Annotated in this window: 28 protein-coding genes; 11 read left to right on the top strand and 17 right to left on the bottom strand. The window is 44.1% G+C overall.

The window, feature by feature from the left end; all coding sequences use genetic code 11:
• Positions 1 to 2: 2 nt before the first annotated feature.
• Genes cyoE through R7O12_RS04035 form a run of 4 tightly spaced genes read right to left on the bottom strand, consistent with a single transcriptional unit; the run spans position 3 to position 3,244 of the window.
• The gene (gene cyoE, locus R7O12_RS04050; RefSeq protein WP_318125642.1) at positions 3 to 902 is read right to left on the bottom strand and encodes a heme o synthase; all 900 of its coding nucleotides are present in this window, start codon (positions 900 to 902) and stop codon (positions 3 to 5) included.
• Positions 895 to 1,914, bottom strand: coding sequence for a COX15/CtaA family protein (locus R7O12_RS04045; RefSeq protein ID WP_017635865.1), 1,020 nt, complete (start codon positions 1,912 to 1,914; stop codon positions 895 to 897). Before R7O12_RS04045 ends, cyoE begins: the two co-directional genes overlap by 8 nt.
• Before the next feature lie 11 nt (positions 1,915 to 1,925).
• A complete protein-coding gene (locus R7O12_RS04040) occupies positions 1,926 to 2,462 on the bottom strand; it encodes a hypothetical protein (RefSeq protein ID WP_053350483.1) in 537 nt (178 codons plus the stop codon).
• A complete protein-coding gene (locus R7O12_RS04035; RefSeq protein ID WP_053303768.1) occupies positions 2,459 to 3,244 on the bottom strand; it encodes an SURF1 family protein in 786 nt (261 codons plus the stop codon). Before R7O12_RS04035 ends, R7O12_RS04040 begins: the two co-directional genes overlap by 4 nt.
• Between R7O12_RS04035 and R7O12_RS04030 the strand changes: the two genes are divergently transcribed.
• Positions 3,243 to 3,479, top strand: coding sequence for a DUF2909 domain-containing protein (locus R7O12_RS04030; protein WP_005375504.1), 237 nt, complete (start codon positions 3,243 to 3,245; stop codon positions 3,477 to 3,479). The genes R7O12_RS04035 and R7O12_RS04030 overlap by 2 nt on opposite strands.
• A 24-nt stretch (positions 3,480 to 3,503) precedes the next feature.
• On the opposite strand, the gene R7O12_RS04025 is transcribed toward R7O12_RS04030, so the two are convergent.
• From R7O12_RS04025 to coxB, 4 genes are read right to left on the bottom strand one after another with little or no spacing between them, the layout of a single operon-like run.
• On the bottom strand, positions 3,504 to 4,388 hold the full coding sequence (locus R7O12_RS04025; protein ID WP_005385214.1) for a cytochrome c oxidase subunit 3: 885 nt from the start codon (positions 4,386 to 4,388) through the stop codon (positions 3,504 to 3,506).
• Positions 4,389 to 4,439: 51 nt separating this feature from the next.
• The gene (locus R7O12_RS04020) at positions 4,440 to 4,979 is read right to left on the bottom strand and encodes a cytochrome c oxidase assembly protein (RefSeq protein ID WP_318125641.1); all 540 of its coding nucleotides are present in this window, start codon (positions 4,977 to 4,979) and stop codon (positions 4,440 to 4,442) included.
• A 20-nt stretch (positions 4,980 to 4,999) separates the two neighbouring features.
• Positions 5,000 to 6,631, bottom strand: a complete 1,632-nt coding sequence (ctaD, locus tag R7O12_RS04015; RefSeq protein WP_005375510.1) for a cytochrome c oxidase subunit I — start codon at positions 6,629 to 6,631, stop codon at positions 5,000 to 5,002.
• Positions 6,628 to 7,791 carry a cytochrome c oxidase subunit II gene (gene coxB, locus R7O12_RS04010; RefSeq protein ID WP_225466721.1) on the bottom strand — a complete coding sequence of 388 codons (1,164 nt, stop codon included), beginning with the start codon at positions 7,789 to 7,791 and terminating at the stop codon, positions 6,628 to 6,630. Before coxB ends, ctaD begins: the two co-directional genes overlap by 4 nt.
• A 330-nt stretch (positions 7,792 to 8,121) precedes the next feature.
• On the opposite strand from coxB, the gene R7O12_RS04005 reads away from it, so the two are divergent.
• Positions 8,122 to 9,816, top strand: coding sequence for a phospho-sugar mutase (locus R7O12_RS04005; RefSeq protein ID WP_053350488.1), 1,695 nt, complete (start codon positions 8,122 to 8,124; stop codon positions 9,814 to 9,816).
• 98 nt (positions 9,817 to 9,914) lie between these two features.
• On the opposite strand, the gene R7O12_RS04000 is transcribed toward R7O12_RS04005, so the two are convergent.
• Positions 9,915 to 10,337 (bottom strand): GNAT family N-acetyltransferase, encoded by a 423-nt coding sequence (locus tag R7O12_RS04000; protein WP_005375519.1) that lies wholly within the window; start codon positions 10,335 to 10,337, stop codon positions 9,915 to 9,917.
• Between the two features lie 79 nt (positions 10,338 to 10,416).
• Positions 10,417 to 11,049 carry a LysE family translocator gene (locus tag R7O12_RS03995; protein WP_017635859.1) on the bottom strand — a complete coding sequence of 211 codons (633 nt, stop codon included), beginning with the start codon at positions 11,047 to 11,049 and terminating at the stop codon, positions 10,417 to 10,419.
• A gap of 229 nt (positions 11,050 to 11,278) precedes the next feature.
• On the opposite strand from R7O12_RS03995, the gene R7O12_RS03990 reads away from it, so the two are divergent.
• The 3 genes from R7O12_RS03990 to R7O12_RS03980 all read left to right on the top strand — a co-directional run bounded on the left by R7O12_RS03990 (position 11,279) and on the right by R7O12_RS03980 (position 13,207).
• Complete coding sequence (locus R7O12_RS03990) at positions 11,279 to 12,106, top strand: AraC family transcriptional regulator (protein WP_005385198.1); 828 nt, start codon at positions 11,279 to 11,281, stop codon at positions 12,104 to 12,106.
• Positions 12,107 to 12,185: 79 nt separating this feature from the next.
• Positions 12,186 to 12,896: an AzlC family ABC transporter permease gene (locus R7O12_RS03985; RefSeq protein ID WP_054578691.1), complete on the top strand. Its 711-nt coding sequence runs from the start codon at positions 12,186 to 12,188 to the stop codon at positions 12,894 to 12,896.
• Positions 12,896 to 13,207 carry an AzlD domain-containing protein gene (locus R7O12_RS03980; RefSeq protein ID WP_005375528.1) on the top strand — a complete coding sequence of 104 codons (312 nt, stop codon included), beginning with the start codon at positions 12,896 to 12,898 and terminating at the stop codon, positions 13,205 to 13,207. Before R7O12_RS03985 ends, R7O12_RS03980 begins: the two co-directional genes overlap by 1 nt.
• On the opposite strand, the gene R7O12_RS03975 is transcribed toward R7O12_RS03980, so the two are convergent.
• Entirely contained in the window at positions 13,204 to 13,818 is a 615-nt protein-coding gene (locus R7O12_RS03975; RefSeq protein ID WP_017635857.1) for a fumarylacetoacetate hydrolase family protein, read from the bottom strand. The genes R7O12_RS03980 and R7O12_RS03975 overlap by 4 nt on opposite strands.
• Positions 13,819 to 14,038: 220 nt before the next feature.
• Positions 14,039 to 15,097 carry a porin gene (locus tag R7O12_RS03970; RefSeq protein ID WP_042521502.1) on the bottom strand — a complete coding sequence of 353 codons (1,059 nt, stop codon included), beginning with the start codon at positions 15,095 to 15,097 and terminating at the stop codon, positions 14,039 to 14,041.
• Between the two features lie 609 nt (positions 15,098 to 15,706).
• Between R7O12_RS03970 and R7O12_RS03965 the strand changes: the two genes are divergently transcribed.
• From R7O12_RS03965 to R7O12_RS03955, 3 genes are all read left to right on the top strand, one after another.
• Positions 15,707 to 16,678: a porin gene (locus R7O12_RS03965; protein WP_005375535.1), complete on the top strand. Its 972-nt coding sequence runs from the start codon at positions 15,707 to 15,709 to the stop codon at positions 16,676 to 16,678.
• A gap of 463 nt (positions 16,679 to 17,141) precedes the next feature.
• Positions 17,142 to 17,999, top strand: coding sequence for a DMT family transporter (locus R7O12_RS03960; RefSeq protein ID WP_318125640.1), 858 nt, complete (start codon positions 17,142 to 17,144; stop codon positions 17,997 to 17,999).
• Positions 18,000 to 18,042: 43 nt separating this feature from the next.
• Positions 18,043 to 18,657: a glutaredoxin domain-containing protein gene (locus R7O12_RS03955; protein ID WP_005385185.1), complete on the top strand. Its 615-nt coding sequence runs from the start codon at positions 18,043 to 18,045 to the stop codon at positions 18,655 to 18,657.
• Between the two features lie 127 nt (positions 18,658 to 18,784).
• Here the strand turns inward: R7O12_RS03955 and R7O12_RS03950 are convergent, their stop codons facing one another.
• The 3 genes from R7O12_RS03950 to R7O12_RS03940 form a co-directional block, all read right to left on the bottom strand.
• Positions 18,785 to 18,919 (bottom strand): hypothetical protein, encoded by a 135-nt coding sequence (locus R7O12_RS03950; RefSeq protein ID WP_017635854.1) that lies wholly within the window; start codon positions 18,917 to 18,919, stop codon positions 18,785 to 18,787.
• 133 nt (positions 18,920 to 19,052) lie between these two features.
• Positions 19,053 to 19,400 (bottom strand): hypothetical protein, encoded by a 348-nt coding sequence (locus R7O12_RS03945; protein WP_005391198.1) that lies wholly within the window; start codon positions 19,398 to 19,400, stop codon positions 19,053 to 19,055.
• Between the two features lie 176 nt (positions 19,401 to 19,576).
• Entirely contained in the window at positions 19,577 to 20,770 is a 1,194-nt protein-coding gene (locus R7O12_RS03940) for a multidrug effflux MFS transporter (protein ID WP_017821607.1), read from the bottom strand.
• A 105-nt stretch (positions 20,771 to 20,875) separates the two neighbouring features.
• Between R7O12_RS03940 and R7O12_RS03935 the strand changes: the two genes are divergently transcribed.
• Both R7O12_RS03935 and R7O12_RS03930 read left to right on the top strand, forming a co-directional pair.
• Entirely contained in the window at positions 20,876 to 21,763 is an 888-nt protein-coding gene (locus R7O12_RS03935) for a LysR family transcriptional regulator (protein WP_017635852.1), read from the top strand.
• Positions 21,764 to 21,946: 183 nt separating this feature from the next.
• Positions 21,947 to 23,767, top strand: coding sequence for a putative bifunctional diguanylate cyclase/phosphodiesterase (locus tag R7O12_RS03930; RefSeq protein WP_005375494.1), 1,821 nt, complete (start codon positions 21,947 to 21,949; stop codon positions 23,765 to 23,767).
• Between the two features lie 106 nt (positions 23,768 to 23,873).
• On the opposite strand, the gene R7O12_RS03925 is transcribed toward R7O12_RS03930, so the two are convergent.
• Together R7O12_RS03925 and R7O12_RS03920 are read right to left on the bottom strand one after the other, a co-directional pair.
• Positions 23,874 to 25,157, bottom strand: a complete 1,284-nt coding sequence (locus R7O12_RS03925) for a peptidoglycan DD-metalloendopeptidase family protein (protein WP_025768471.1) — start codon at positions 25,155 to 25,157, stop codon at positions 23,874 to 23,876.
• Between the two features lie 124 nt (positions 25,158 to 25,281).
• Complete coding sequence (locus R7O12_RS03920) at positions 25,282 to 25,911, bottom strand: hypothetical protein (protein WP_054865857.1); 630 nt, start codon at positions 25,909 to 25,911, stop codon at positions 25,282 to 25,284.
• Between the two features lie 200 nt (positions 25,912 to 26,111).
• On the opposite strand from R7O12_RS03920, the gene R7O12_RS03915 reads away from it, so the two are divergent.
• Positions 26,112 to 26,513 carry a GFA family protein gene (locus R7O12_RS03915; protein WP_017635849.1) on the top strand — a complete coding sequence of 134 codons (402 nt, stop codon included), beginning with the start codon at positions 26,112 to 26,114 and terminating at the stop codon, positions 26,511 to 26,513.
• The last annotated feature ends 25 nt before the right edge of the window (positions 26,514 to 26,538 follow it).

Here is a 26,538-nt window from a genome sequence, read left to right as displayed (position 1 = left end):
GGTTAAAAACCAATATAGTGATCCGAAAGCAATGCAATGAACAACGCCAAAAGATGATAGATAGAGAATTTAAACGTCTCCATCGAGGTATTTGGCTCTGGTGCATATTTTAGCTTCCATGCATGGTACATAAAGCCAGCATTGAGGAGTAGCGAGGCAAAAAGATACACCACGCCGACCATACCAACCAAAACCGGTAGGACACAAACCAAAGTCAATAGCACCGTATACAACAGAATAGAAGTTTTGGTGTACTCAATGCCGTGTGTCACTGGCAGCATGGGAATATCTACCTTGCGGTAATCCTCGACACGATGAATAGCCAGAGCCCAAAAATGTGGTGGCGTCCAGATAAAAATGATCATTACGAGCAGCCAGGCATTCGCATGTAATTGCCCTGTTACAGCAGTCCAACCGAGAAGAGGCGGCATCGCACCGGCAATCCCTGCAATGACGATATTTTGGGGCGTAGCACGTTTGAGGTACATTGTGTATACCATCGCATAGCCGAGCAAACTCATCAAAGTCAACCATGCCGTCAGCGGGTTGACTATCGCATAGAGAAGTACAAACCCTAAGACACCTAAAACTGTAGCGAAGGCTATCACCGATGATGGTTTAGTCTCACCCGATGGCAATGGTCGTTTGTGTGTACGTGCCATTCTCGCATCAATTCGGCGGTCAATTAGATGATTAAACGCTGCCGCAGACCCTGCCATCAGACCAATCCCCGTTAGGCCAACTACCGCCTGCAACCAGGGGAAATCATCAACCGGGGCTAAGCTCATACCTACTACTGCCGTCACCAACATTAACGCCACCACTTTAGGTTTCGTTAACTTCAAATAAACGGAACTTAGTCGCTTTCGCCCATTTAACGACAGCGCGATTTCTTTACTCATAGCGAACTCCTTTCGCGGTGTAATTCCAAGCCGTTTTACCCTGCCACAAGTAAAACTGGCTAACACAAACGAGACTCAACATAACAGCGGCACCAAGGTTGTGCGCCACCGCGACATAGATAGGAAGTTGAAATACTACGTTGCTTACACCCAGCATAATTTGGCACACCAGAGTGAATAACAACCACCCTCCAATTCTCTGTGAATGATGAGAATCTTGCCTCATAAGCCCAATACTATAAGCCAATACCACGGTGGCGGTAACAATAGCGCCTATACGATGAGTGACGTGTATAGTCATTCTTGCCGGATACTCCAAGACACCAAATTCATAATTCTCGAATCCAGTTTGCCAGAAAGAAAACGCTTCTTTCCATGAGAGATGGCTCATCCAGTCTCCCTCACAAATCGGCAGTGTGGTACACATCAGCGCAGCATAATTTGACGAAGTCCATCCTCCAAGGAGCACTTGCACCAAAACAACCAGGAAAACCAACAATGAAAAGCCTCTCAGAGAGCTAGAAGATGGAGAGAAATAGAGATTGTTTTGCGCTTTTAATTGGCAGTAAAAAATCGCCTGTAACGCCAATAAAACAAAACCACCGAGCAAGTGAAGCATCACGATGACGGGCATTAATTTAAGAGTAACTGTCCACATTCCCAAAAGTGCCTGCCCAATCACCAATACGCTTAGCAACATCGGAATGGTTGAATTTACACGCTCAGACCTTACTGATATCGCTGCCATCGCAAAAATGACTAAACCTAACGTTCCTGCAAAATAGCGATGAATCATCTCAAGCCATGCTTTCTCATGCTCTACTGCCCGCTCGGGGAAGTTCAGGTTAGCACGTATGACGTCTTCTTCTTGATGCGGCACAGAAAAGTGCCCATAACAACCAGGCCAGTCCGGGCAACCTAACCCTGCATCTGAAAGGCGAGTATATGCCCCTAACATGATCACCACGAGAGTTAGGAGCAAACTGAATCTCACCAACTGAATTAATTTCATATGCACTTCCTCTAACCGACTCGTGACAGTTTTAAGAGCTTGCGTAAGTCCGCCAACATACCTTTATTCAATAGGACTAAGTCCTCATTTGGTTTCGGCGAGTAAGACATCACCAGCTGCCCAAGAGGATCAACGATCAACATTTGCCCAGGTTTCACTTTAGAGGTAACCAATTCATTCATTTGCATCGCTAACATCGATACTTCCATGGGATCTGAATGCTCAGTCTGCCAAACGACTGGCACTACTCGCTCTTGATACTTACCTAAAGCAACATGGCTTTGCTGAAGCAGGTAAAGCTGCTGTTTACACTCTTCAGTGCATTCGTTAGGCAATACATAAGCGAGTTGCCAACCATGGTCTTTGAGAGGTGACTCTTGACCAAGTTGCTCTAACGTCGTGTATGGTTCGACTAACTCGCCTCTATTGGTCACTCCGCTTTGATACCACCCTTGTGTGAGAATGACTTTTGCAATGACAGCGGGAAGCGCGAACGTACAAACCAGCGCAATCAACATTAGTCGTCCTTTGGTTACTTTAGATGTCATGCTTCACCTCCATGTGACGCAACTTTTTTTTGCCAACGAACAAAAACAATTAAAGTCAGTAATAAGAAAACACCTGCCATCGAAAACCATTGAATCGAATAGCCAAAATGTTTGGCACTATTGAGTGGCAATGGATTCCAAGGAAAGTCATAGGGCCAACGAGTTAAATTGTCTGGCTGCAAGACTGCGGGCATAAGTTCAATATTCAGTAGCTGATTCAATTGCGCGATGTTTAGGTTTTGCACGCGAATAACATCGCCAACTTCCGGCATTAACTCTGAACTCAGTGGATTAGTAGATTTTCGGTACAGGCGTCCTGTGATGAAAGTCGAATTATCGAGTTTGGTGACCGTTGGTAACACTGAGCGTTCTGCTCTTCCCTCGACAAAACCAAGCTCCAATAACGCATAGGCACTAGGCTCATCGCTCGTCAATACAATCTGAAATGCTAAATATCCCACACTGCCTTTATGCGTTTGGTTGTCTAACAAAATTACGGGAAACGCCTGAGGAACAACATTAACTTCCACTTTTTTCCCGAGGATACTTTCCTCTCGCCAGTCGTTGTCTTCAAGAACGACGCTTAGTGCTTGGTACGCACTATCCGCACGCGCGAGAATGGCTTGTTCCAATGCTTGTTTTTCTTGCCCTCTCTCAAACTGCCAAAAACCCAGTTTGACCAAAAGAGAAAACACAACCACAGTTAAACCAACTGCAACCCAAAACCGTTTCGATAGCCATAATTGTCTTGATAACAACAATGATGAAACCGGAGGTGCCATGTCCACCGTATTTCTATTCAAACTGACGCTTGTCCTTTTGCTGCTTTTCATTATCTTCAACCTCGCAAAAGCGCTTATCGAAATGGTTCGTGAAGACCCAGATAATCCTGAAAAAAGAGACAAACCCATGAGTCATTACTTAGGCCGTCGAGTCATGTTCTCCGCTTTGGTGGTCGTCCTTTTGCTTATTGCGCTCAGCTCGGGTTGGCTAGCACCAAACCCTCGCCCTTATTAGTCGAACCAAGAGTTCACAGTGCGCCTAAAGTACGTAAACAAACACAAACAGACATAACCAAACCACATCCACGAAATGCCAATACCAGCTGCCCGCTTGAAAGGCAAAATGGTTCTTTGGCGAAAAGTGATCTTTAGCGATTCTGAACAGCAGCACGATCAAGAAGATAGTCCCAAGACAAACGTGTAAACCGTGGAACCCCGTCAACATGAAGAACGTGTTACCGTAAATACCGGACTGCAACGTGAGCCCTATGTCTTGATAAGCATGAACATACTCAACCGCTTGGTAATATAGGAAAAAGCCAGCAAGTACGATGGTTATCTCTAACCAAACAATCAGTGCCGTTCTTTTGTCTTGTTCAAGGCTTATATGCGCCATATGTAGCGTAATAGACGACAATAGCAGCAAGATAGTATTGGTAAGGGGTATGCCCTGCCACGGCATAGCTTGTGTTGTTTCTCCCCCCGGTGTCAGTGTGAGTGGCCACATCGCTTCGAAGGTTGGCCACAGGACTTCGTTAGTCATGAAGTTATTATCTGCCCCACCTAACCAAGGCACAGAAATCATTCTGGCGTAGAACAAGGCACCAAAAAAGGCACCAAAAAACATCACTTCAGAAAAGATAAACCAGCTCATTCCTTGGCGAAAAGAACGAGTAATTTGCGAGCTGTATTTTCCACTCAGTGATTCAGTAATCACATTACTAAACCAACCCGCCAACATGTAAAGCAAGAACAAGAAGCCCACCGCTAGCACAATGCCACCAATGGTTCCCACTGCACCGTCACTTTGTGTCCCCTGGACGGTCATGCCTGCGCCAACAGCAACCAAAAACAGAGCAAATGCACCGATGATCGGCCAGCTACTTTGAGCGGGAACATAATATGTTCCTGGCTTGTTACTCATAATTTCTCTCCTTACTGACCAACCTTGGTCTGTATCTCTCTCCCTGAGTGGCTAAGAGCCTGTAGGAGGGGGAAGTTTATAGAGTGTGTAAGACAGCGTTAACGTGTGTATAGACTCCGGCAAGTCCGGTTCGATATAAAAAATCAACGGCATTTGAGCTTGCTGTTTACCATCCAGAGGCTGCTGGTTAAAACAAAAACACGCAATCTTATTGAAGTAAGCAGCTCCAGTCCCGGGAGAAACAGAAGGAACGGCTTGCCCCACCAACTTCTGCCCGCTTTCATTAAATGCAAGGTATTCGGTTTGTACGACTTCACCTGGGTGAACATCCATCGAAATCACTTTGGGTCTAAACTCCCAAGGCATATCTGGGCTGACATGCGCCATAAACTCCACGCGAATAGTTCGGCTCATGTCCGGTTGCATACCTGTCGGTTGAATGGCGGCCACTTCACTTGTCTTTCCATTGATTCCCAGTGCGTCGCACATCACGTCATAAAGTGGGACTAGTGCATAGCCGAAGCCAAACATTAACAGGGTCGCCAAAAGCAACTTCACTGTGAGCTTCTTGTTTGATGGATTCGGTTTCATGTCACTCACCCCACTCTTTGCTAGTCAATCTTAGGCGGTGTAGTAAACGTATGATGTGGCGCAGGGCTTGGCACTGTCCACTCTAAGCCTTCCGCACGTTCCCACGGTTTTGCAGAAGCCTTCTCCCCGCCACGAATACACTTGATCACCAACCATAAGAAGATCAGTTGTGACAACCCAAATGCAAACCCACCAATTGATACTATTTGATTAACATCAGCAAACTGAATGGCGTAATCCGGTATGCGCCTTGGCATGCCTGCTAAGCCTAGGAAGTGCATTGGGAAAAACAGGACATTGACGGAAATAATTGAGCACCAGAAATGCCATAAACTCAGCTTGTGGTCGTACATATTGCCCGTCCACTTAGGTAGCCAGTAGTATGCCGCTGCCATGATCGAGAATACCGCACCAGATACCAACACATAATGGAAATGGGCAACTACGAAGTAAGTGTCATGATATTGGAAGTCCGCCGGCACAATCGCCAACATTAGTCCCGAGAAGCCACCAATGGTAAAAAGCACAATAAAGGCAATGGCAAACAACATTGGCGTTTCAAATGTCAGAGCTCCACGCCACATGGTGGCAACCCAGTTAAAGACTTTCACCCCCGTTGGTACCGCAATCAGCATAGTGCAATACATGAAGAAGAGCTCAGCAAAAACTGGCATCCCCGTGGTAAACATGTGGTGCGCCCACACAAGGAAAGATAACAATGCAATGCTGCACGTCGCGTAAACCATCGAATGATAACCAAACAGCTTCTTACCACTGAAAGCAGGCAGAATGGCGGAAATGATTCCAAACGACGGTAAAATCATGATGTACACTTCTGGGTGACCAAAGAACCAAAAGATGTGTTGGAACATTACCGGGTCACCACCACCAGCTGCGTCAAAGAAGCTAGTCCCGAAATATTTGTCAGTAAGAACCATGGTCACCGCACCCGCTAGTACCGGCATAACCGCGATCAACAAGAAAGCGGTAATTAACCAAGTCCAAACAAACATTGGTAACTTGAACCAAGTCATTCCCGGAGCTCGCATATTTACGATCGTCACGATAACGTTGATCGCGCCCATAATGGAGCTGATACCCATGATATGCACAGAGAATACAAACAGCGCAGTGCTATCTGGTCCATAAGTCGTGGACAGCGGAGCATAAAAAGTCCAACCAAAATCAGGACCGCCGCCAGGTAAAAACAACGAGCTCAACAAAATAAGAAATGCAAAAGGTAAGATCCAAAAGCTCAAGTTGTTCATGCGCGGCAGCGCCATATCTGGAGCGCCGATCATCATCGGGATCATCCAGTTAGCAAGGCCAGTAAATGCTGGCATCACCGCACCAAATACCATCACTAAACCGTGTACCGTGGTCATTTGATTAAAAAACTGCGGATCGACTAGCTGTAGCCCTGGCTGGAACAGTTCGGCACGAATGATCATAGCCATCGCACCACCTGTTAGAAACATTGCAAAACTAAACCAAAGGTAGAGGGTGCCTATGTCTTTATGGCTTGTGGAATACAACCAACGAGTGATGCCCTGGGGTGCATGATGCTCGTGACCATCATCAATCGCAATGGTACTGTTCGCACTGGCTTCTGCTGGCGCAGACTTCACTGCTTTATCTATTGGCTTACTCATATTTCCTCCTTAGCACTGTCTTGTGCCTTAAAGGCATTCACATCGGATGCTTGCACTGTATCGCCAGTATCGTTGCCCCATGCATTTCGTTGATATGTGATAACCGCGCCAATTTCTTTGTCACTTAACTGATTAGAAAAAGCCTGCATTGCAGTGCCCGGGCGACCGTTGACAATAATATCTATGTGATCTGTAACATCTCCGGTTGCAATAGGACTGCCTTTAATCGCGGGAAATGCACCCGGAATCCCCTCACCATTTGCCTGATGACACACAGCACAACGCGCCGTGTATATCGATTCGCCTTGCGACATCAATTCATCCATAGATAAGTCTTGAGAGAGCGCTTCTTGTGCCGCCGCTTTTTGAAGTGCGAGTTCTTGCTTCTTACTCGCTAGCCATTCATCGAACTTCTCTTCTTCCATCGCATGCACCACCACCGGCATAAATCCGTGTGCACGACCACATAGCTCCGCACATTGGCCGCGATATACGCCTGGCTCATCAATTCTTGTCCATGCTTCATTAATAAAACCTGGAATGGTGTCTTTCTTGACGGCAAAGTCCGGTACCCACCAAGAGTGAATGACATCATCAGAAGTCATCAAAAAACGCACTTTGCGATTCACAGGCAACACCAAAGGGTTGTCTACTTCCAGTAAGTAATGTGCGCCTTTAGCTTCGATTCCATCAATTTGTTTTTGGCTGGTGGCAAGCAAACTAAAAAACTCAACATCTTCGCCAAAATAGCTGTAATGCCATTTCCATTGCGAGCCTGTGATCTTGACCGTGATATCCGATTGGCTTGTGTCTTCCATTGCTACTAGAGTTTTTGTTGCGGGAATCGCCATAGCGACAAGAATGATGATGGGTATGACCGTCCAAATAATTTCCACTTTTGTGCTTTCATGGAAATGTGCGGCAACTGCTCCTTTTGACTTGCGATGACGAAAGATGGAATAGAACATCACACCAAAAACAATCAAAGCAATTACACAGCAGATATAGAAAATCAGCATATGTAATTCATACACTTGCCCACTTATCTCTGTGACCCCTTTTGTCATGTTGTAGTCATTTTCCTTTGACCAACCAAAAGAGGAAAATGTGATTAAAATCACATTCAGTGATAAGGCTAGAGTAGTCGTTAATCTTTTCAAAAGATCTCTCCTCTGCTCAGCCGCTACGCCTACGCGAGCTTCCTTGCGTCCCGATGCAAATATCGAACAACTTTACGAAAAATCACAAAAACTACGATTTCGACACGGTTTGTTATATTTATGTTAAAAGGCTAGTTATAGTTCCAAGGTTCTTCAAGAAATTAAATATGATTAAATTTTGTTCGGATAAGAAAAATTAATTCGGTTTATCGATTGCCCTCTTTGAAATGTAATTGAGAACCATTTACATTGATTTAAAAGAAAACATTGAGATACTTACCAAACGAAGTGTCCAAGAAAGTAGGCTCCCCCTACTAAGGAATGACTGATATGACAGCACTAATTACGCAATGGCTAGAACGAGACCCTGATCCTAAGACTCGTGAAGAGCTACAACACCTCGTCGATACGAACAATGAACAAGAACTTACTGATCGCTTTGGCTCACGCCTTGCCTTTGGTACTGCAGGCTTACGTGGCAAAGTGGGCGCAGGTCCAAACCGAATGAACCGCTTGGTGATTCAAGAGACCGCCACTGGTTTAGGGCACTATTTGCTTGAGCAAGTCAAAGATGCCGCGAGTCGTGGTGTCGTTATTGGCTACGACGGTCGTCCCGATTCAAAACAATTCGCGCATGATACCGCATCCGTACTGACGGCCCTTGGTATCAAGGTTTACCTAACGTATGACGTTGCAGCAACCCCAATTGTTGCGTTTGGTGTCCGTACATTGAATGCTGCGGCCGCTGTTGTTGTTACTGCCAGCCACAATCCACCAGAATACAATGGCTTTAAAGTATATTGGGAAAATGGCGCACAGATTATTCCTCCGCACGACTCTGGAATCGCAGCGAAAATTGATGACGCAACAACGAAGCCATTACCTTTAATGTCTCTCGATGATGCAAAACAGCACGGTTTGTTAGTTTGGTTGGAAGACGACTACTACCAAACTTACCGTAAGACAATGAATGAAAACGCGCTGCTTACTCCTGACAACAATACCGATATATCTATTGCTTACACCGCAATGCATGGCGTTGGCGCGAATATGGCGGAAACGCTACTTGCCGACGCAGGCTTCCAAAAAGTGGCAAGTGTTAAGGAACAGCGCGAACCTGACGGAAGCTTCCCAACCGTCAACTTCCCAAACCCTGAAGAAGCAGGTGCAATGGATATGGTGATGGCGTTAGGTAAGTCCGTAGATGCAGATATCGCTTGCGCTAACGATCCAGATGCAGACCGTTTTGCCGTGGCAGTTAAACGCCCAGATGGCGAGTATCAGATGTTAACCGGCGACCAAGTGGGCTCACTATTTGGCGATTACTTGCTGGAACAGCAACCTAACGCTTTGGTTGGCAACACCATCGTATCCTCAAGAATGCTGAGCAGCATCGCTAAGGCGCATGGCGCACAATACTATCAAACATTAACTGGCTTTAAATGGCTTACTAATGTTGCCATGGAACAAGAGACAGAAGCCAACCCATTCTTGTTTGCTTATGAGGAAGCGCTCGGTTATACCGTGGGTAACAAGGTGTGGGATAAAGATGGTTTATCTGCAATCGTCGCGTTTTCACAGCTAACAGGCAAGCTTAAAGCGCAAGGCAAAACACTGTGGGATAAACTGGAAGAGCTGTACCGCGAGCACGGTTTCTACTTCAACGCACAACGCAGCATCGCTCTCGACCCGAACTCTCCACCAATCGGCGACAAACTCCGAGCCAATCCACCAACAGAGATTGCTGGTAAAAAAGTTGCAGTAACCGAAGATCTTAAAACATCGGTTCGCATGTTTGACGACGGCTCTGAAGAATCCATTGACTTACCAGCAAGTGACGTATTGATTTATCACCTAGAAGATCAATCACGCGTGATTGTTCGTCCTTCTGGTACTGAGCCAAAACTAAAATGTTACTACGAAGTCATCAACCTCTTCCCTGCGGATATGAGCTATGAACAAGCACAGCAAGCAGCAGAAGCGAAGATGAACGAACTTATCGACGCGCACCAGCAAAGTTTGTAAGTCAAAGAGAAACATAGATATTTGATACAACAAGAGGCGCAAATTCGCGCCTCTTTTTTGATTTTCACTAGAACAAGTCAAGCTAACCCGTGCTTTCCCTAGCCTACAATTTCCTTTTGTAGAAAGTACTTGTGGATGCCCTCTGCAGGATAGCCTGAGTACTGCCCCACTTTCTCAAAACCCAATTTGAGATAGAACTCAAGAGCTTGAAAGCTGTAGGTATCCAAATAAACATGGGTAACCCCATGAGGCTTTACTTTTTGTTCTAGCATCGACATTAATTGGCTACCGAGACCAGAGGTTCGACTTTCAGCGTCTACCCACAAAAACTCAACAAACACCGTATTTTTAAACATTTCGCCAGTCAAGCCACCCATGATCTTGCCATTCTCATCTTTTGCGAAACAGCCTACAGCATGCACTTCCCCTTCAGGTAAATGCAATCGGTTATAAGATCGAATACCTTCACGAACAAAATCAAGGTCTGTTTGATCTGGATTTAAACAAAATTCAAGCTTCATATACCCTCTCCTTAGGAAACACCAATATCCTAAAACAAAAAGCCAGCAATTGCTGGCTTTCTGATGGAATATGATAACTTTACAAGGCGAAACTACTCAGCATCCACAACGCCAGAATAACAAACACTAACCCCATTAGTTTATGCTGATACGTGCGGAATTTTTCGTTCTCGAGCAGCCCTTTGCCCAATGTGCCTGCTAACCCAACAAGTAATAAATTGAATGACAAGCCAAGAACGTTCAACAATAACCCTAGCGCTAGCATCTGCTCACCGGAAGATGCCGTGATATTGCTTGAGACAAACTGCGGCAAAAACATCACAAAAAAGACCAAGGCTTTAGGGTTAAGCAAATTACTCATCAAAGCACGTTGATAATAAGTTGATGCTATTTTGTTTTGACCATCAAGCTCTGGAGCCGAAGATGCCTCAGCTCGTAAGCAGTCCCAACCCATTTTTAACAAGTAAGCGCCACCTAGTAGATGAAGGACTTTAAGGGCTATTGGGCTCATGGCAATCAGGGTAGATACGCCCATCGCAGCAAGCAAAGTAAGAATAACACCAGACGTCGCATTGCCTAAGCTAGCAAAAAGACCGACCTTCTTACCGTAACTCATACTAGAACTCGCTATCAGCAACATATCGGGCCCTGGTAACAGCAACAAAGCCACGACTGCGGTGAGATAAACAGGAAGTACAGATAAATCAATCATGATGGAACCGCTTTTCTACAACAAGGCGGCGAATGTTATACCAACAAAATAACATCATCCAGCCCAAAATAGCCAAGATAAATCAAAAAATAAAAATCATAGTTTGCCCAGCTGAAAAATAGCAATCAATTCGCCTGTTTATCAAAATCGAATAGCAATTTTGTACAAAAATAAGCACGATGGATCCGTTACACTTCTAAAATGATTTTCTTGAGCAGACCGGATAAAGATGAAAGAAAAGAATAAGGAAATCGCTACCTTCAAGATAGCTCAAGAGCTCGGCGGTTTAGAACTTCTCGATGCAAAGTATGAGAAGCAGAATTTTTCACGCCATAGCCACGAAGGTTACACTATTGGTGTCATCGAAAAAGGGGCACAACAATTTTTTAGGACGGGCGGGAATCATATCGCGCCACAGGACAGCATCATCCTTGTTAATGCAGATGAAGTACACAACGGGCATTCAGCCTCGGAAGGCGGCTGGGAATACAAAGCAATGTACCCCGTACCTCAGCAGTTTCAAACTTTAGGACAAGAGCTTGGTTCACCAAATGTAGCTCTGCCCTATTTCCCTCAACCTGTGGTTTACGATCCTGAGCTGGCTAGTCAGTTACGACTGGTATTTGAAACACTAGAAAAATCAGACAACCGTTTATTGAGAGAAACTTTGGTTTACGGCACGTTGATCAAGCTAGCCAGTAAACACAGCACTCATCGGGCACCACTGAAAGAGTCAACCAGAGCTCAGCGACAAGTGCAGCTCGTCAGAGAATTTTTGGAAGACTTTCCACAAACGGACGTCTCACTAGAAGAACTCGCGAAACTGTCTGGATTAAGCCCTTTTCATCTGCTGAGAGAGTTTCAAAAGCAATTTGGCTTTCCGCCTCATGCCTATCAAATTCAGCAACGTTTACGTATGGCGAAGAAGCTACTAAAAATGGGACAAAAAATTTCAGACGTGGCACAAGAATGTGGCTTCCATGATCAGAGCCATCTGCATCGACACTTTAAAAAAGCCATGGGCGTCACTCCCGGCCAATACGTCCGTCACAGCTAAAGCAGCAATATTGTACAAGGCGTTATGCGACTACCGAGCTATCTTGGTAATCTGATTTAGGAATAAATAAGAAGAAACTATGGACCACACTTTGCCGTTACAAAAAGAATCAAAAGCCACGCTATTTTGGCAAGGTACACTTGCGATGATGCCTTTGAGTATCGCAGTGCTCCCTTGGGGCTTACTCGCAGGCTCATTCGCAATTGATACTGGGCTTCACCCTTTGGAAGGACAAGCACTATCCGCCATTTTGTTCGCAGGTTCTGCACAGCTCGTCGCGATGGGAATGATTAAAACGGGAGCAGGTCTAGTGACCATGTTACTGACAACGTTTTTTATCACCTCTCGACACTTCCTCTACAGTGTATCGATGCGCAGTAAAATTGCACCGCTCCCTCTAAAATGGCGATTATCACTCGGCTTCTTACTTACTGACGAGCTGTTTGCGATTGTAGGCCACCATTCCGATAAACAATTTAATCGCTGGTATGCACTTGGGGCTGGTCTGAGTTTTTACCTGTTTTGGAATGTCGCGACATTGACGGGCATTATTGCGGGAAGTCTAATCCCTGAACTGAACGAAATGGGTTTGGAATTTGCTGTGGCCGCAACTTTTATCGCAATTGTAGTTCCGACTATTAAAAATGCAGCGGTGCTCGCGAGTGTTCTTGTGGCTTTGGTGAGCTCGGTTGCCCTAACCTATTATCAAATTGAGGGAAGTTTGATGATTTCAAGCATTTTAGCCATGCTTACTGGTTACTTTGTGGAACAAGTAAAGGAGAAACGCTAATGATCATGTTGGCTATTTTACTGATGACGGTACTTGTTTTCACCAGCCGCTACTTGTTTTTAGAACCCAAGCTACCATTGCGATTAGGGACGCGCACTCAAAAAGTACTCAATTACGCTAGCCCAGCAGTACTGACTGCGATCTGGGCACCTATCGTTTTCATTCCAGATGGGGAGCTCAGCGTCAATGTGCAAAACCCATTTTTACTGGCTGCCATACTCGCTGCTTTAATCGCGTATTTTACTAAAAATGTTCTTTTAACGACGGTTATCAGTATGGTGGTATTTCTCGTTCTACGAATTTGGCTTTAATCCGCCAACCACTCAATCTCCAACAAGGTGACATCGCCACACTTTAATCGACCAAGGAAGATGTCACCTTCATGTACCTCACCAACGCCCTTTGGTGTACCGGTCATCACTACATCGCCATCTTGAAGTGTTGTGTAACTGGTTAATTCATCCAGGATAGTTAGCGGCGGATAGAGCATTTGGTTAACGTGACCTTTTTGTACACGAACACAGTTGATTAAGAGCTCAAGGTTAAGATCATTGATATCAATGTTATCCAAAGAGACAAACCGACTAAACACAGCAGAGCCATCAAATGCCTTAGCTCGCTCCCACGGCAACCCCTGATTTTTAAGCGAGGATTGCAAACCACGCTTGGTCAGATCCAATCCCAAACCAACCGCTGAATAACGTCCATCCTTGATCAAAAAGCAGATTTCAGCCTCATAATGAAGGGGTTCTTGATGGAATGAACGCAGAGTTGTTGATACGGAAGTTGCGGGTTTATTAAATACCACCATTTGCTCAGGCATTGCATTATTAAGCTCATGAATATGTTCAACGTAATTTCGTCCAACACAAAGCACTTTACCCACTTCTACTTTCTTTTCTTCAACTTGAATAACACTCATCATTCTTCCCTGCAAAACAAAAATCCCATCATAATCTAACCTATTGACTTAACGACACTAAATAGCAACCTCTAGTGTAAAAAATAAGACATTCACCCCGTTTTGAGTTTTGTATCATCTAATTGAAACAGCAAAGTATTTGTAAAACAAATAGACAAAAAAGCCAGCACGAGGCTGGCTTTAGATCAATGAGCTGAATAATAGTTCTCGCTAAATCCTATTATAGGTAGTAACGAGCACCTAACGCCCATTTGTCATCAGTTTCACGACCATTGTCGTCATTTAGGTCAAACTGGTAACCCGCGTAACCAACAAATTTAGGCGTGAAGTTGTATTCTGCTTGTAGTGCCATTTCTTCACGAGCAGTTTCTGTTTTAGAGCTCTTAAACTCTTTACCTTCCACCATCTCATAGTTAACACTCAAGTTTAGGCTGTTTGCTAGAGCGTATGCGATGATCGCTTCGTATGCATCACTTTCTTCTAAACGGTCGCCTTTTGCACTGAAGTTCATGTTTTCGTTTGAACCATAAACCGCAGCAAGGAATAGGCCTTGGCCGTACGCACCGTAAGATGCTGATACAACGTGTGATTCCGCCGTGTGCTTACCTGCATATGCAGGGTGCTGGAAATCACCGCCATTGTATGAGTAACCGATTTTAGCGCCCATGATTGAGTAAGAAAGCGCAGCTTGCACACGGTCATCGTATTTAGCACCGCCAGTTATAACTCCAGCATCGTTGCGCGTGTAATCATCGTTTGCACCCTGCCAACCAAGACCAAAGTTGATCACACCCGCTTCACCCAGCTCGATGGCATTACGGTAAGAAAGCATTTTATCCGCACGGCCAGTGCCAAGGTTTCCATGATCGTCATAGATGAAGTCGTTGGCAAACGCGATTGGCATATCTGCAATACCTGCGACATCGTAGTAAGGTGACCATTGCGTACCACCTACTGCACGACCATAAACCTCATGCGTTATACCTAAGTAACCTAGACGAGTTTTAAACGACTCTTCACCACCGTCTAAGTAGTTTAGCGCCCATTCACCACGTGCGTCTGCGGTGAAGCCATTACCCAAATCCTGTGTCGCAGAGATATTGATACGAGGAGAGTTAGTACCCACATCCGTGTCACCTTGCTCTGATCCATTTAAATTAACAGAAACGTGGCCGCCCATCGAAAATGTTGTGCCATCGTTATTATATAGTTCCACTGCAACTGCTTGAGTACCGAAGGTTGCTGCCGCGATTGCCGCTGCTAATAATTTTTTATTCATTTCTAAATCCATTACTTATTAGTTGGTTAGTCAGTTTTAGACCCGGCTTTGGTTCACTTTCGTAAAAACGAAATGATGAACAAAGAGAGGAATACAAAGGCTATCCGAGGCATCGTTTCCACCAGATTAGTTTTACCTTTGTGTAACAACTGCCGACACTTTATTTGATTAGTTCCTGACAACCGAGTGAAAAGATCTCAGACAAAACCTAAAAAGCAATCGTTTACTTAGCCTTCAAGAAATCGAGAAATAAAAACCTTACAATAAGAAATGCTTTAGAGAGAGTTAGCTCACAAATAGCTGATGATTCGCTATTTTTAGGCCAAACTTCCCTGCCAAATTGAAATGTTTACTTACATTTAGGGTCAAGAAACAATTCAGGAACTTTTTGAAAAAAACACAGTCTTCAACGGAGAGAAAAAAACCTCAAAAAAGATAAACCTTTCTTTTTATAAGTGGTATGAGAAGGGGCACTTATTCTCGCCAGCAATAAAAGTGCAATCAAATCATAACTTAACAGAAATCTATCTTTCATTTTCAGCCTTTACCTTAGCGTCATCAACACATCGGGCAAGAAAGCCCATCGATTACAACTAGGGTAATAAGAAAATGAAAAAGGCAGCACTAACTACTGCAATTCTTACAGCATTGGTATCAGCACCATCATTCGCAGCAACTGTATACAAAAACGACGGTACTGAATTAAAAGTTGGCGGCCGCGTTGAGTTTCGTGGTGACTTCATCGGTTCAGACGGTGCTGAAGTTGAAGGTTCTATGGAAGATAAAAGCCGTGCTCGTCTTAACCTAAAAGGTAAAACAGACATCGGCAACGGCCTTTCTGCTTTCGGTGTTTACGAAGCCGAACAAAAAACGGGCAAGAGTGAATTCAAAAACCGCTACATGTATGCAGGCGTCGACTCTGATATCGGTGCTTTCTCTGTAGGTCGTCAAGACATGGCTGCAGTCATCATCTCTGACATGACGGATATCACTGAATTCTCTGGTGTTCAGCAAGTTATTGATTCGTCTTCTGATAAGCAAGACAGCGTTTTCGCATACCGTGGTGCGTTTGATGCACTACAACTTCAAGCAACCTACCAAGCAAACTCTAGCGATAACGAAGATAAATACGGCATCTCTGGAATGTACTCACTACCAATGGGCCTCGACTTTGGTCTTGCATACTCTGGTGGCGATGTAGATAAAGATAACTCTGAAGATCAAATTCTAGGTGGTATCGCTTACTCGATGGACAACCTTTACCTAGCAGGTACTTATTCTCAAGGTTCCCTGACTGACTCTGAAGACTTTACGGCTTACGAGCTAGTCGCAAGCTACAAAGTAGCAAGCAAAGTGACACTTGCAGCTCTATACACAGCTCAAGAGAATGATCCAGACAACGGTTCAAAGTACGACACCGTTGAAGGTATCGAGCTTGTTGGTTACTACAAACTAAACAGCAACTTCCGTACTTACCTGTCTTACTACATCAACCAACTTGATGAAGCAAAAGATGCAACAACAGGTCTAGTAACAGAAGGCGAAGATACACTGCGCCTAGGCGTACGTTACGATTTCTAATTCACTCTTGTCCTAAGAGCGAGTCCACTTGGCCAGCACCTTTGCTGGCCATTTTTATTTAACCCAACACAACTCGATAAGTTTTCACACTATCCAAGTATCGCTCAGCAATGAAAAACGAGCGTAACGACGCCTACTTCTGCCCTCTTTTAATGCGATTGATCACTAAGTTAGTGCATTTCATCTAATCGACAACACAGAAAAACCAAAAAACCATTTAAAATCAAACACATAAAAGTTGGCACGTGTTCTGCAATATTATTTATGCAAATGCATGGCAGCGTTTGTGCTTCTCGTTCTTTGTACCTGTTATAACAGGCACGTCCTTTGAATTGGTAATGTCGCCTCCCTCTGGGAGGCATTTTTTTATTGGCGCGAAAAACAATAGGACGTATGATCCCGCCACCTCTATCAAACTGGAATTTTTCAATTGAATCATCATCCTGTTCAAGGTGCGTCCTGGATGCTAACAGCTGGCTTGGCATTCGCCATAGTGAACAGCTTCGCCCAAATTGCTAGCATCAACTTTGGTGTCTCCTCCACCACATTTGCGTTATTCCAATATGCAATCGCCTTATTTGTTATTCTGCCCTACCTACGTACACTTGGGATTAGACGTTCTTTAAGAACCCAACACTTTGGCTGGCATGCATTCCGCATTTTTCTCTCTGTTATCGGGATTCAACTTTGGTTATGGGCTCTCGCTTACCCAGTTCCAATTTGGCAAGGTATTGCACTTCTCATGACCTCCCCGTTATTTGCCACAGTTGGTTCTGGCTTGTTACTCAAAGAGAAAGTAGGTACTGCACGCTGGTTAGCGACATTGACGGGGTTTGTTGGTGCCATGATCATTCTTGAGCCTTGGGCAGACTCATTTACATGGGCGACCCTGCTCTCTGTTGGCGCCGCATTTTTCTGGGCAGCGTATTCATTAATGGTAAAAAAAATGTCGGTAAACGATCCGCCATCAACCATGGTTGTCTATTTATTGCTGCTGATAACACCATTTAATATCTTGTTAGCGATACCGACGTTTACTATGCCAGATACGTGGACGATATGGGGTGTGCTTTTAGCCGCAGGTGCACTTACAGCACTCGCTCAATGGGCTATCGTTAAAGCATATGCAGTAGCAGACGCCTCATTTGTGCAACCATTTGATCACGCCAAACTGCCTTTGAATGTTGTTGCTGGTTGGTTGGTGTTTGGTTGGGTGCCACCTGGTCGTTTATGGTTAGGTGCTGCGATTATTATTGCATCTATTGCGTTTATTACGCATTGGGAAGCGAAAAAGACAAAGTTAGTTGAAAGAAAAATCTAATTTAAAAGTTCTATATTTTCAGGAAAGGAAATGAGGAACCCATATGAGTCAACCAATCAAAATTACACTGTATCGCTGGGCTGGTAGTTGGGGCCCATTCAAAGTCAATATTCCTTGTGGTGAATGTACATTAACCAAAGATATTTTAAAGGATACTTTTGAAAACGAACTAGCCGATGTGCCCGTTGAACTTGAAGTAAAAGATTGGTTATCGCACTGGTGGGAACCATTAAAAGCTGGTGCTTGGCATGCACCCATTCTTCTTGTCGAAGGGAAAGTTATCAGCCAAGGAGAAGCATTGAATCGGGGTGTGCTTGTACAGTCTGTTATTGCTGAGTGGGTAAAACGCGATGAGCTAAAAGGCAACATTGTTTATGGTAAAGCAACTTGCCCTTACTGTGTCAAAGCCAAACAATTACTTGACGAGGCTGGCGTTCAGTATGAGTACCATGATGTAGTTAAAGACAGCGCCGCCTTATACCGCATGATTCCTGAAGTAAAAGCCATCATTGGCGAAAAAACACCGGTAACAGTGCCGCAAATCTGGTTAGATGGAAAATATATTGGAGGCGCTGACGATTTAGAAAAGTGGTTATCAGCAAAGGGGCTAGATAAAGTGCCTAACAATGTTGTGGAGATACCAAGCCAATCCGCGTAATTCTAGATTTAAATGTCATCAGTCTTTGAGTAGCGTTTTGCCAATGTTGTGCAATATGTTGGCTACTTACTAACAACAAAACAGAGAAAAGCAAAAAGCCCTGATTTTTCAATCAGGGCTTTTTAAATTATTTCGCCAGTTTTTTAATAACACGAGCAAAAACAGAAGCTTTTTTCTTCTTCGCTTTACCGTAAAGCGCTTTGTGCATCGCGTCTTTTGCAATCATCTGGCCAATATAAGCACCACCAAGTTCGTTACCCATGACCTTCTCCTGAATGTATTGACTTAACTATGTTGTAATTTTACACCACAATTAGATAAAAACAAGACTCCAGTCACATTTATTTTGTAATTAACTTTCAGTTTGATTTTCGTGGATTTCTTGAAATGAGCGTCTATCGCTTAGGTTGTTGGTATGTTTTACCCGCTGCGACGTACGTATCTTTCTGTTTGATTTCAAAGAATGTTTCAAAGAACCACGCAGCAAACTTGATCAAGTGATCGCCTTCATTCATGACGTGCTCTACGTATTCTTGCTCTTCTCCGGACTCATCTTCTTGAGTGGTAATATGGTAAATACGTTTCTCACCATCAACTTCTGCAAGGCCAAACTGACCCGTTAGGGATTGCGCCGCTTGTGCAACTTCTTCTTCCTCACACGCCTTCAAGACTTCGAGTGCCTTTGGCATACTTTCTTGCTGAGTAATTTCTTTTACCAGTGTTTCAAATTCGTTTTGTTGCATTCTTTCACCTAACGATTAGAGATCGGATAGCCATTGGGCAGAAATGTATTCCAAGCTTGAGAGAAGTATCAAGGTTCGCCCTCTTCCTTTCAAACCAAGTCATTCAGTATACACAACAGGCCAGACTTAATTTAGCTGCGCATTTTAGAAAGCCGACCTTCTGGTTGCAAGTATATTCAGATGGAAGTTTCTGCTTGAACCGTCCCTTCTGGCACTTTACGAAATTGGCTTAGTACAAGAACAAAGCAAGAAAGTAACGCAATAAACAAATAAAACACCCCAAGCTGCTGCTGATTCGTAACCCATGAGTCTACTAAGTACCCACCAAACAAACCTGCTAAACACATTTGAATAGAACCAGATAGCGCAGAAACCGCGCCTGCCTGTTGCTTATGTGGTGAAAGTAGCAAACTGATCGATACCGGGAATGACATTCCTTGAGCAAAACTTAAACACGTGAATGCCGTCAGCAATGAAAATACACTGAAGGGGGTAACCAACAACATGAAGCCTGCAACAGCAACAATCGCGAAACTCATCAGCAAGATTTGCTGAGCTTTGTAACGAGCATTGATCAAGTTCAGCACTAAGCTACCCGTCAGCAAACCAACTGATGGTATGATCATCAAAGAGCCGTAATCTGCCGCCGTTAATCCTAACTCTTGTTGCATTAAAAATGGATACAAGGAGAGCGTAACCAGAGCCGATAAATAACTAAGCCAGTTGTAGCTCGCACTACCAATCACTTGTGTATTCGTTAACAGACGCAAATAGTTCGCGCTTACTTCGCCTACTTTAAATTTTCTCTTCGGATAAGGCAGCGTTTCTGGCAGCACCAATAAACCAAGTGTAAAAATTGCCATTAAGTAAATCAGTACAAACACGAAGACAGCATGCCAACTCAGGTGAAAAGCAATCCAGCCACCAAACAGCGGAGCAATAATTGGCATCACTGAAGCAGTGACTGAAATATAAGATAGCGCTTTGGTTAATTGCATACCGTCATAACTATCACGCAGTACTGACCGACCAAGTACCGAAGCGCTGCCCGCTCCTAGGCCTTGCAGTAACCGTCCCGCTTCAAGGGCAACAATGTTGTCCGAAAACGCGATGCAAATAACCGTACCAACTAGATATACACTTTGCCCCAGAATAAACACCGGCCGACGACCAATCGCATCAGACAATGGGCCGTAAAAAAGCTGAGAGATACCGAACCCAACGAGAAATAGCGTGACGAGATTCTGAATCGAATGTTGCGGCAAATTCAAGTCATGACCAATCAACGGCAAAGAAGGAAGATAAATACTAACGCCAACTTGGCCTGTGGCAATGATCATCATCGCTAATAACAATGGTGTTTTACGCAAACGTTCCTCCTACTTTGTGACAGATTGATGGCAAACAGTGTATATTTGATACTCAAAGATGATAATCAGCTAAGTTGGAAAGGAATTAATTCCCAAGGAGATACAATGGACTGGATTCAAAGCGTGAAGAGTTATATTCGTGTGGTCGAAGAAGGTAGCTTTAATGCAGCAGCGCGGAAACTCAATACCACCAGCTCAGCTATCAGTAAGCGAGTTCAATGGCTAGAAGATAAAATTGGCGTTCAACTACTCAAACGTACGACCCGCTCAATTAGCCAAACTGAAGCTGGTGCGCTGTTTTATCAACGAGCAAAAAGTCAGCTTGATTCATGGCAATCGGTATTAGATGAAACTCGCTCAGTCAACCAATCACCAGCGGGGCTATTAAAAATTGGGGCAACGCTGGCCGTTGGTTCTAAATTTCTAGTTCATTATCTTGATGATTTTCTTGAGAAATATCCAGACATCACGCTTCAATTAACGACAACGCTACCAGGCCAATTGCCAGAGCTAAGCTTAGACCTGTTTATTAGCCGGGAATTAGAGCAACTGAACTCTCTGAGTTTCAAAGCCACTGCGCTTTTCGAACATAAAGCCCAGTTTTACGCCGCGCCTAGTTACCTAAAAAAATATGGAACACCGCAATGCGTTGAGGATCTGACAGAGCATAATGTCCTGATTTGGGGAGAAAAACCCTCACGAGAAATCAAAACAAATCGAGGTAAGCGTATCAGCTTGTCCGGTAACTTTGCCACGACCAACCCAGAAGCGCTGTTTCATGGTGCCAAAAGAGGCATGGGTATTTTGATGACGAACAACGTCATGATCAAAGATGATCTCAAATCCGGCGCGTTAGTCCCTATCCTGCCCGATATCACAGCGGATAAAGCCACTGTATATGCCTACTATCCAAAGCTGGATTATCAGCATACCCGGACTAAGCTATTCCTCGATTATCTCAAATCACGATTAGAAGAGGAGAAGCGCGCCTAGCTTAGCGTTTTTATCGCTATACCTTTAAAAGGTTCAAGCATAAAAACATGAAAATAATGATTTGTTCGTTCACAAAATTTGAAAAATCTGCCTTAGTAACCGATAGTTTATTTGATGCATATCAAATAATAATTCGTCGTGTCTTACACGATATGTTAATAACAACGCTAGGTGAAATGCTCGATGGGTCAGGTACAAATCAGTTTCCACAAAATTGATGAGATATTGAAGCTAAACGGCACGGCTCAGCTAAACCGAGTCACGTTAGATATTCATCAACACTTGCAGAGCCATTGCACTTGCGTTGTAGAAGTTGCGCATCTTCAGCATTCGGCTCATACCATTTCCTTCGCCAGCAATGGAAAAATTACAGACAACCTAAGCTACCACCTTTCAGGCACCCCCTGTGAAAAAGTGGCGAAAGACATTGGCGAACATATTTTCTATCAAGACCAGGTATACAAGCGTTTTCCTGAAGATCAGATGTTTCAAGAAGATGGCATTCAAGCTTACATTGGCCTGCCATTGAAGACACAAAATGGCGAAGTTCTGGGAATTTTACTGTCTACCTTTACCCGAAGCATCCACGCGAAAGAAGCGCAAGATATCCTCGACTTCCACCGATTTTATGCCAATGTCATTATTCATAGCTTACGTGAAAAGTGGGTCAGTGAACGTTCAGATAAGCTTCTTAATCAGCTTAGCTATGAGGTATCGCATGATAACCTAACTGGACTGCTCAACCGTAGCTGTTTAGCTGATACCTTGGAGACATTAACGCAGCAAGCGACTCGTCCATTCAGTTTGGCGTATCTTGATATCGATAATTTCAAATCGATCAATGATATCAACGGAAACTATATCGGCGACCAAATCATTAAGTTCACAGCTAACGCCATTCAACAGAGTTTGTCGTCGCCAAACAATGCGTTCCGTGTCGCAGGAGATGAATTCGCCTTCATCACGTACGACGAAGATCCTGTAGCCGTGTGTCAGGAAGTACTCGACAAAATTGAAAGTGGCTACAGCGACAAATCTAACCGAATTTCTTTCACTGTTAGTATCGGTATCGCGCGCGCACCAGTACATATGTTGAACAGCGATGAGCTGATTTTGAATGCCAGTCTCGCTCTCAAAGACTGTAAAAAACATCGCGATACACGAATTCAGCATTACGACACACACCTTAGTGCGTTATACCACCGTAGGACGCAGCTTATTGAGGCAATGCGAATCCAGCTAAGTACTGATATACAAGACAGCGATGAGTTGTATGTAGTGGTTCAACCGATCGTCGATATCACGAGCGACCGCTGGAATTACTTTGAAATTTTGACTCGTTGGAATAGCAATATCTATGGAAATATCTCTCCAGCGGAGTTCATTGAAGCTGCCGAACAATCAGGCCTGATTATCGAGTTAGGAGAACGGATTATTGAACTCGCGTGTATCGCAAAGCAAGAACTCGAAGCGAACCTAGGCTATAAAGTAAAACTCTCCATCAATTGCTCAGCGTATGAGCTGGTTGATTCCAACCGTTATATTAATCACTTAACCAACATGGTTGAAAAGTATCAGCACGAAGCAAAAGACTTTGTTATAGAGCTCACCGAGACCGTCTTACTCTCACAAAGTGGCCGTGAACAGATGGTACTTAACTCGTTGCGATACTTGGGTTTTAAAGTCGCACTGGATGATTTTGGTACGGGATACTCAAGCTTGAACTATATACACAATTATCCGATTGATAGCATCAAAATCGATGCTACCTTTGTGCAGAACATGCTCTCAAATACAACCTCTGAACAAGTAGTGTTTTTGATAGCACAATTGGCAGAGCTGCTTGATGTGGATTTGATTGCCGAAGGCGTAGAAGACGATAGAGCACTACAAAAGTTAATTGAAATGGGCTGCCACTACATCCAAGGTTATTTTTACTCTCGTCCACACAGTGTTGAAGAAATCGTACACCTGATAAATGAACGTGAAGTGCGGAGTGCCTAACGTACTGAACAAACTGCTGTCATAGAATTCAAATCTAGTTAATGCACAAAGTAAAAGAGACCAAGCCATGCTTAGTCTCTTTTTGTTTTTTAAGCGAAGTACTTTATTACAGCACTGCTTTCTCTTTATCGCGTAATAGTCTATCCATTTCATCTCTGTTCGCGACAAAAGTAGCCATCTCTTTCTTAGGAACAGAACTCGCCATTGGGATATTTGCTCGCATAGCGTTAACTGGACGGCCGTATTCAATCAACTCATAGTGAAGGTGTGGCCCAGTCACTCGACCTGTTTTACCAGAAAGACCGATACGCTGGCCTCGAGAAACCTTTTGCCCTTTCTTCACCAAAATCTTACTTAGGTGTAAGTAACGGGTTTTGTATTTGCTGCCGTGCTCAACAACCACGTAGTTACCCGCATAGGGGTGTTTACGAGTCATGATCACTGTACCATCACCAGTAGAAACGACTGGTGTACCGGTTGGTACAGCAAAGTCAGTGCCGTTGTGCGGCGCAACACGCCCCGTTACTGGATGTAAACGATTAGGGTTGAAGCCAGAACTGATACGCCAACGACTACTTACAGGGTAACGCTGGAATGCGCGCTGTAAGCTTTCACCTTTGGCATTGTAGAATTGACCATCAGTATGAAGGTAAGCGGTGATCTCGCGGCCGCGATTATAAATCTTAATCGCCTCAATTTCGTTCTTACCTGTTGGTACACCATTGATGCTTTGTGAGCGACGAACAACTTCAAATCGATCACCTGCACGAAGATCACGTCCAAAGTTAAGTTGTTCTTTGAGTAAGCTTACGACTTGACTCACTTCCGCCGACGTTAAACCTAAACGACTCGCAGAAGAAGAAAAACTGCCTTGAATAACGCCAACTAAAGGTTCTTGGCTCCACACGCCAGGAATGGAAATATCAGTAAAGTCATAGCTACCATCACTATTCAGCTTGTAGACCACTTTATCTGCAATAGAAAATTGCAGTTCCATTTTCGCTAACTCGCCTGTCGCATCATCACGCCAGAAACGGAGCGTATTGCCCGGCTTAAGTGTATCAAGTGCCAAGTAGTTCAAATCCGTTTCCATTACTTTCATTAACGAGCTGTAACCGAAACCGAGCTGACTAAAAATAGTGCTTAGGTTGTCACCTGCTTGGATTTGATATTCGAAGTTCGGGGGAGTGACAACTTCGGCAGTTGTCGCATCAAGAATTTTTTCAACGACCTGAGATTCAGGTAGGTTCAATGCGATGGTTTTGGTTAAAGATGACTCTTTGAGAGAGTGAGAAACACCAATCGCAACTAAAACTGGCAAGGAGTATAACAGCAGCGCTCTACGACTTGTCAGATTCGGCAACCGTCTTGTAATTTCATTTGTAGACACGGGAATTACTATCTCCTTTCAAACAAGGCTCATAGCTTATGCATTCCCGAATAAGAAATCACTAGGAAATTTCGAGATCTAGCGCAGAAAATACTGAATTTTTACAGAACTCAAAAAAAATTCATCACTGTTGCATATGTAAGTTATTCCCTACACGCTGTAATGTGGATGAATTGAATTGATTTGGCGTGTCTGCCATTGCTTGATCATCACCGTGCGCTAAATATGAAAGCGTGATAGTTGTATCACTTTTCCATTCGAGCTGAGTAAATTTCACGCGGTCACCAACAAAAATACTGTCTAAAAGGACAACTCGGCTCGGCACGGGGTCAAACTTGAACAAGCCAACATAGTTAAACGAACCGCTACCTTGTGTCGTTACAATCATCGGTGCAACAACCCATGAAACACCTTCAATCTCACGCTGGCTAATCGACGCAGTTGGAACAAGTACCTGACCTTTTGTCGTACCTGAATCATAGTCACCGATCAAATAGCCGTTTTCTTTATCCCACTCATCAAGAAAAGTGACCGCACCCTGCTCGGGTACTTGGATCGTCCAAGGGTTACGTGCAGTGATCCCAAGCGTCTCTTGCACAATAACGTTAGTTTCTACTTCTGTTTGAGGAAACTTAGCCATGATCTCGTCATCAGACAAACTAAAACGATAAACACCTGCGATCACAACCACAACCAATAAAACGATTGGAATAAGTAGAATAAGTGGTATCGGCAGGATTTTTTTGTGAGTCATGAAGACTTCCTTGTTTCAAGGTATAAACGAAAAGCGAGTATACCATTGTATACCCAAATGATTTCACCTCTTCAAGTGTTTCAAAATTAAACTAAACTGATTGTATCCAAATAGTTTCAAGTCCAGAGCTCATAACGAGCTAGTGACACAAGCTCTGTGCTCTAGGTCTATTGGTGTATTGGGACAAATAGGTAATCACGATGACAAAAACCATTCATACATGCGAGTGCGCCTGCGGTTTAGTTGAGATCCGTTGTAAGGGAGAGCCCACCCACACGTCTGTCTGCCATTGCTTCGAATGCCAAAAACGAACTGGCAGTGTTTTTGGGGTACAAGCTCGCTTTGAAAAAGAGCACGTCACTTTAAACGGTGAAGTCACTAGCTATACCCGAATTGGCGATGATGGCAGTGAGGTTCAGTATGACTTTTGTCCATCCTGCGGCACGACAATGAGGTTGTTCGTTTCTGCATACCCAGAAATCATGATCATTCCCGTCGGTCTATTTACCGATAAAGAGTTCCACCAACCTACGGTTTCAGTCTATGAACAAATGAAACACGGATGGGTGAGTTTCGAATGCACAACGGAACACATCTGCTAGCGAGCAATCCGCGTTCACGTATTTA

The sequence above is a fragment of the Vibrio sp. Vb1574 genome, assembly GCF_033338675.1.
Note: the sequence above shows the minus strand (reverse complement) of the source record. Positions and strands in the feature narration are given on the sequence as shown.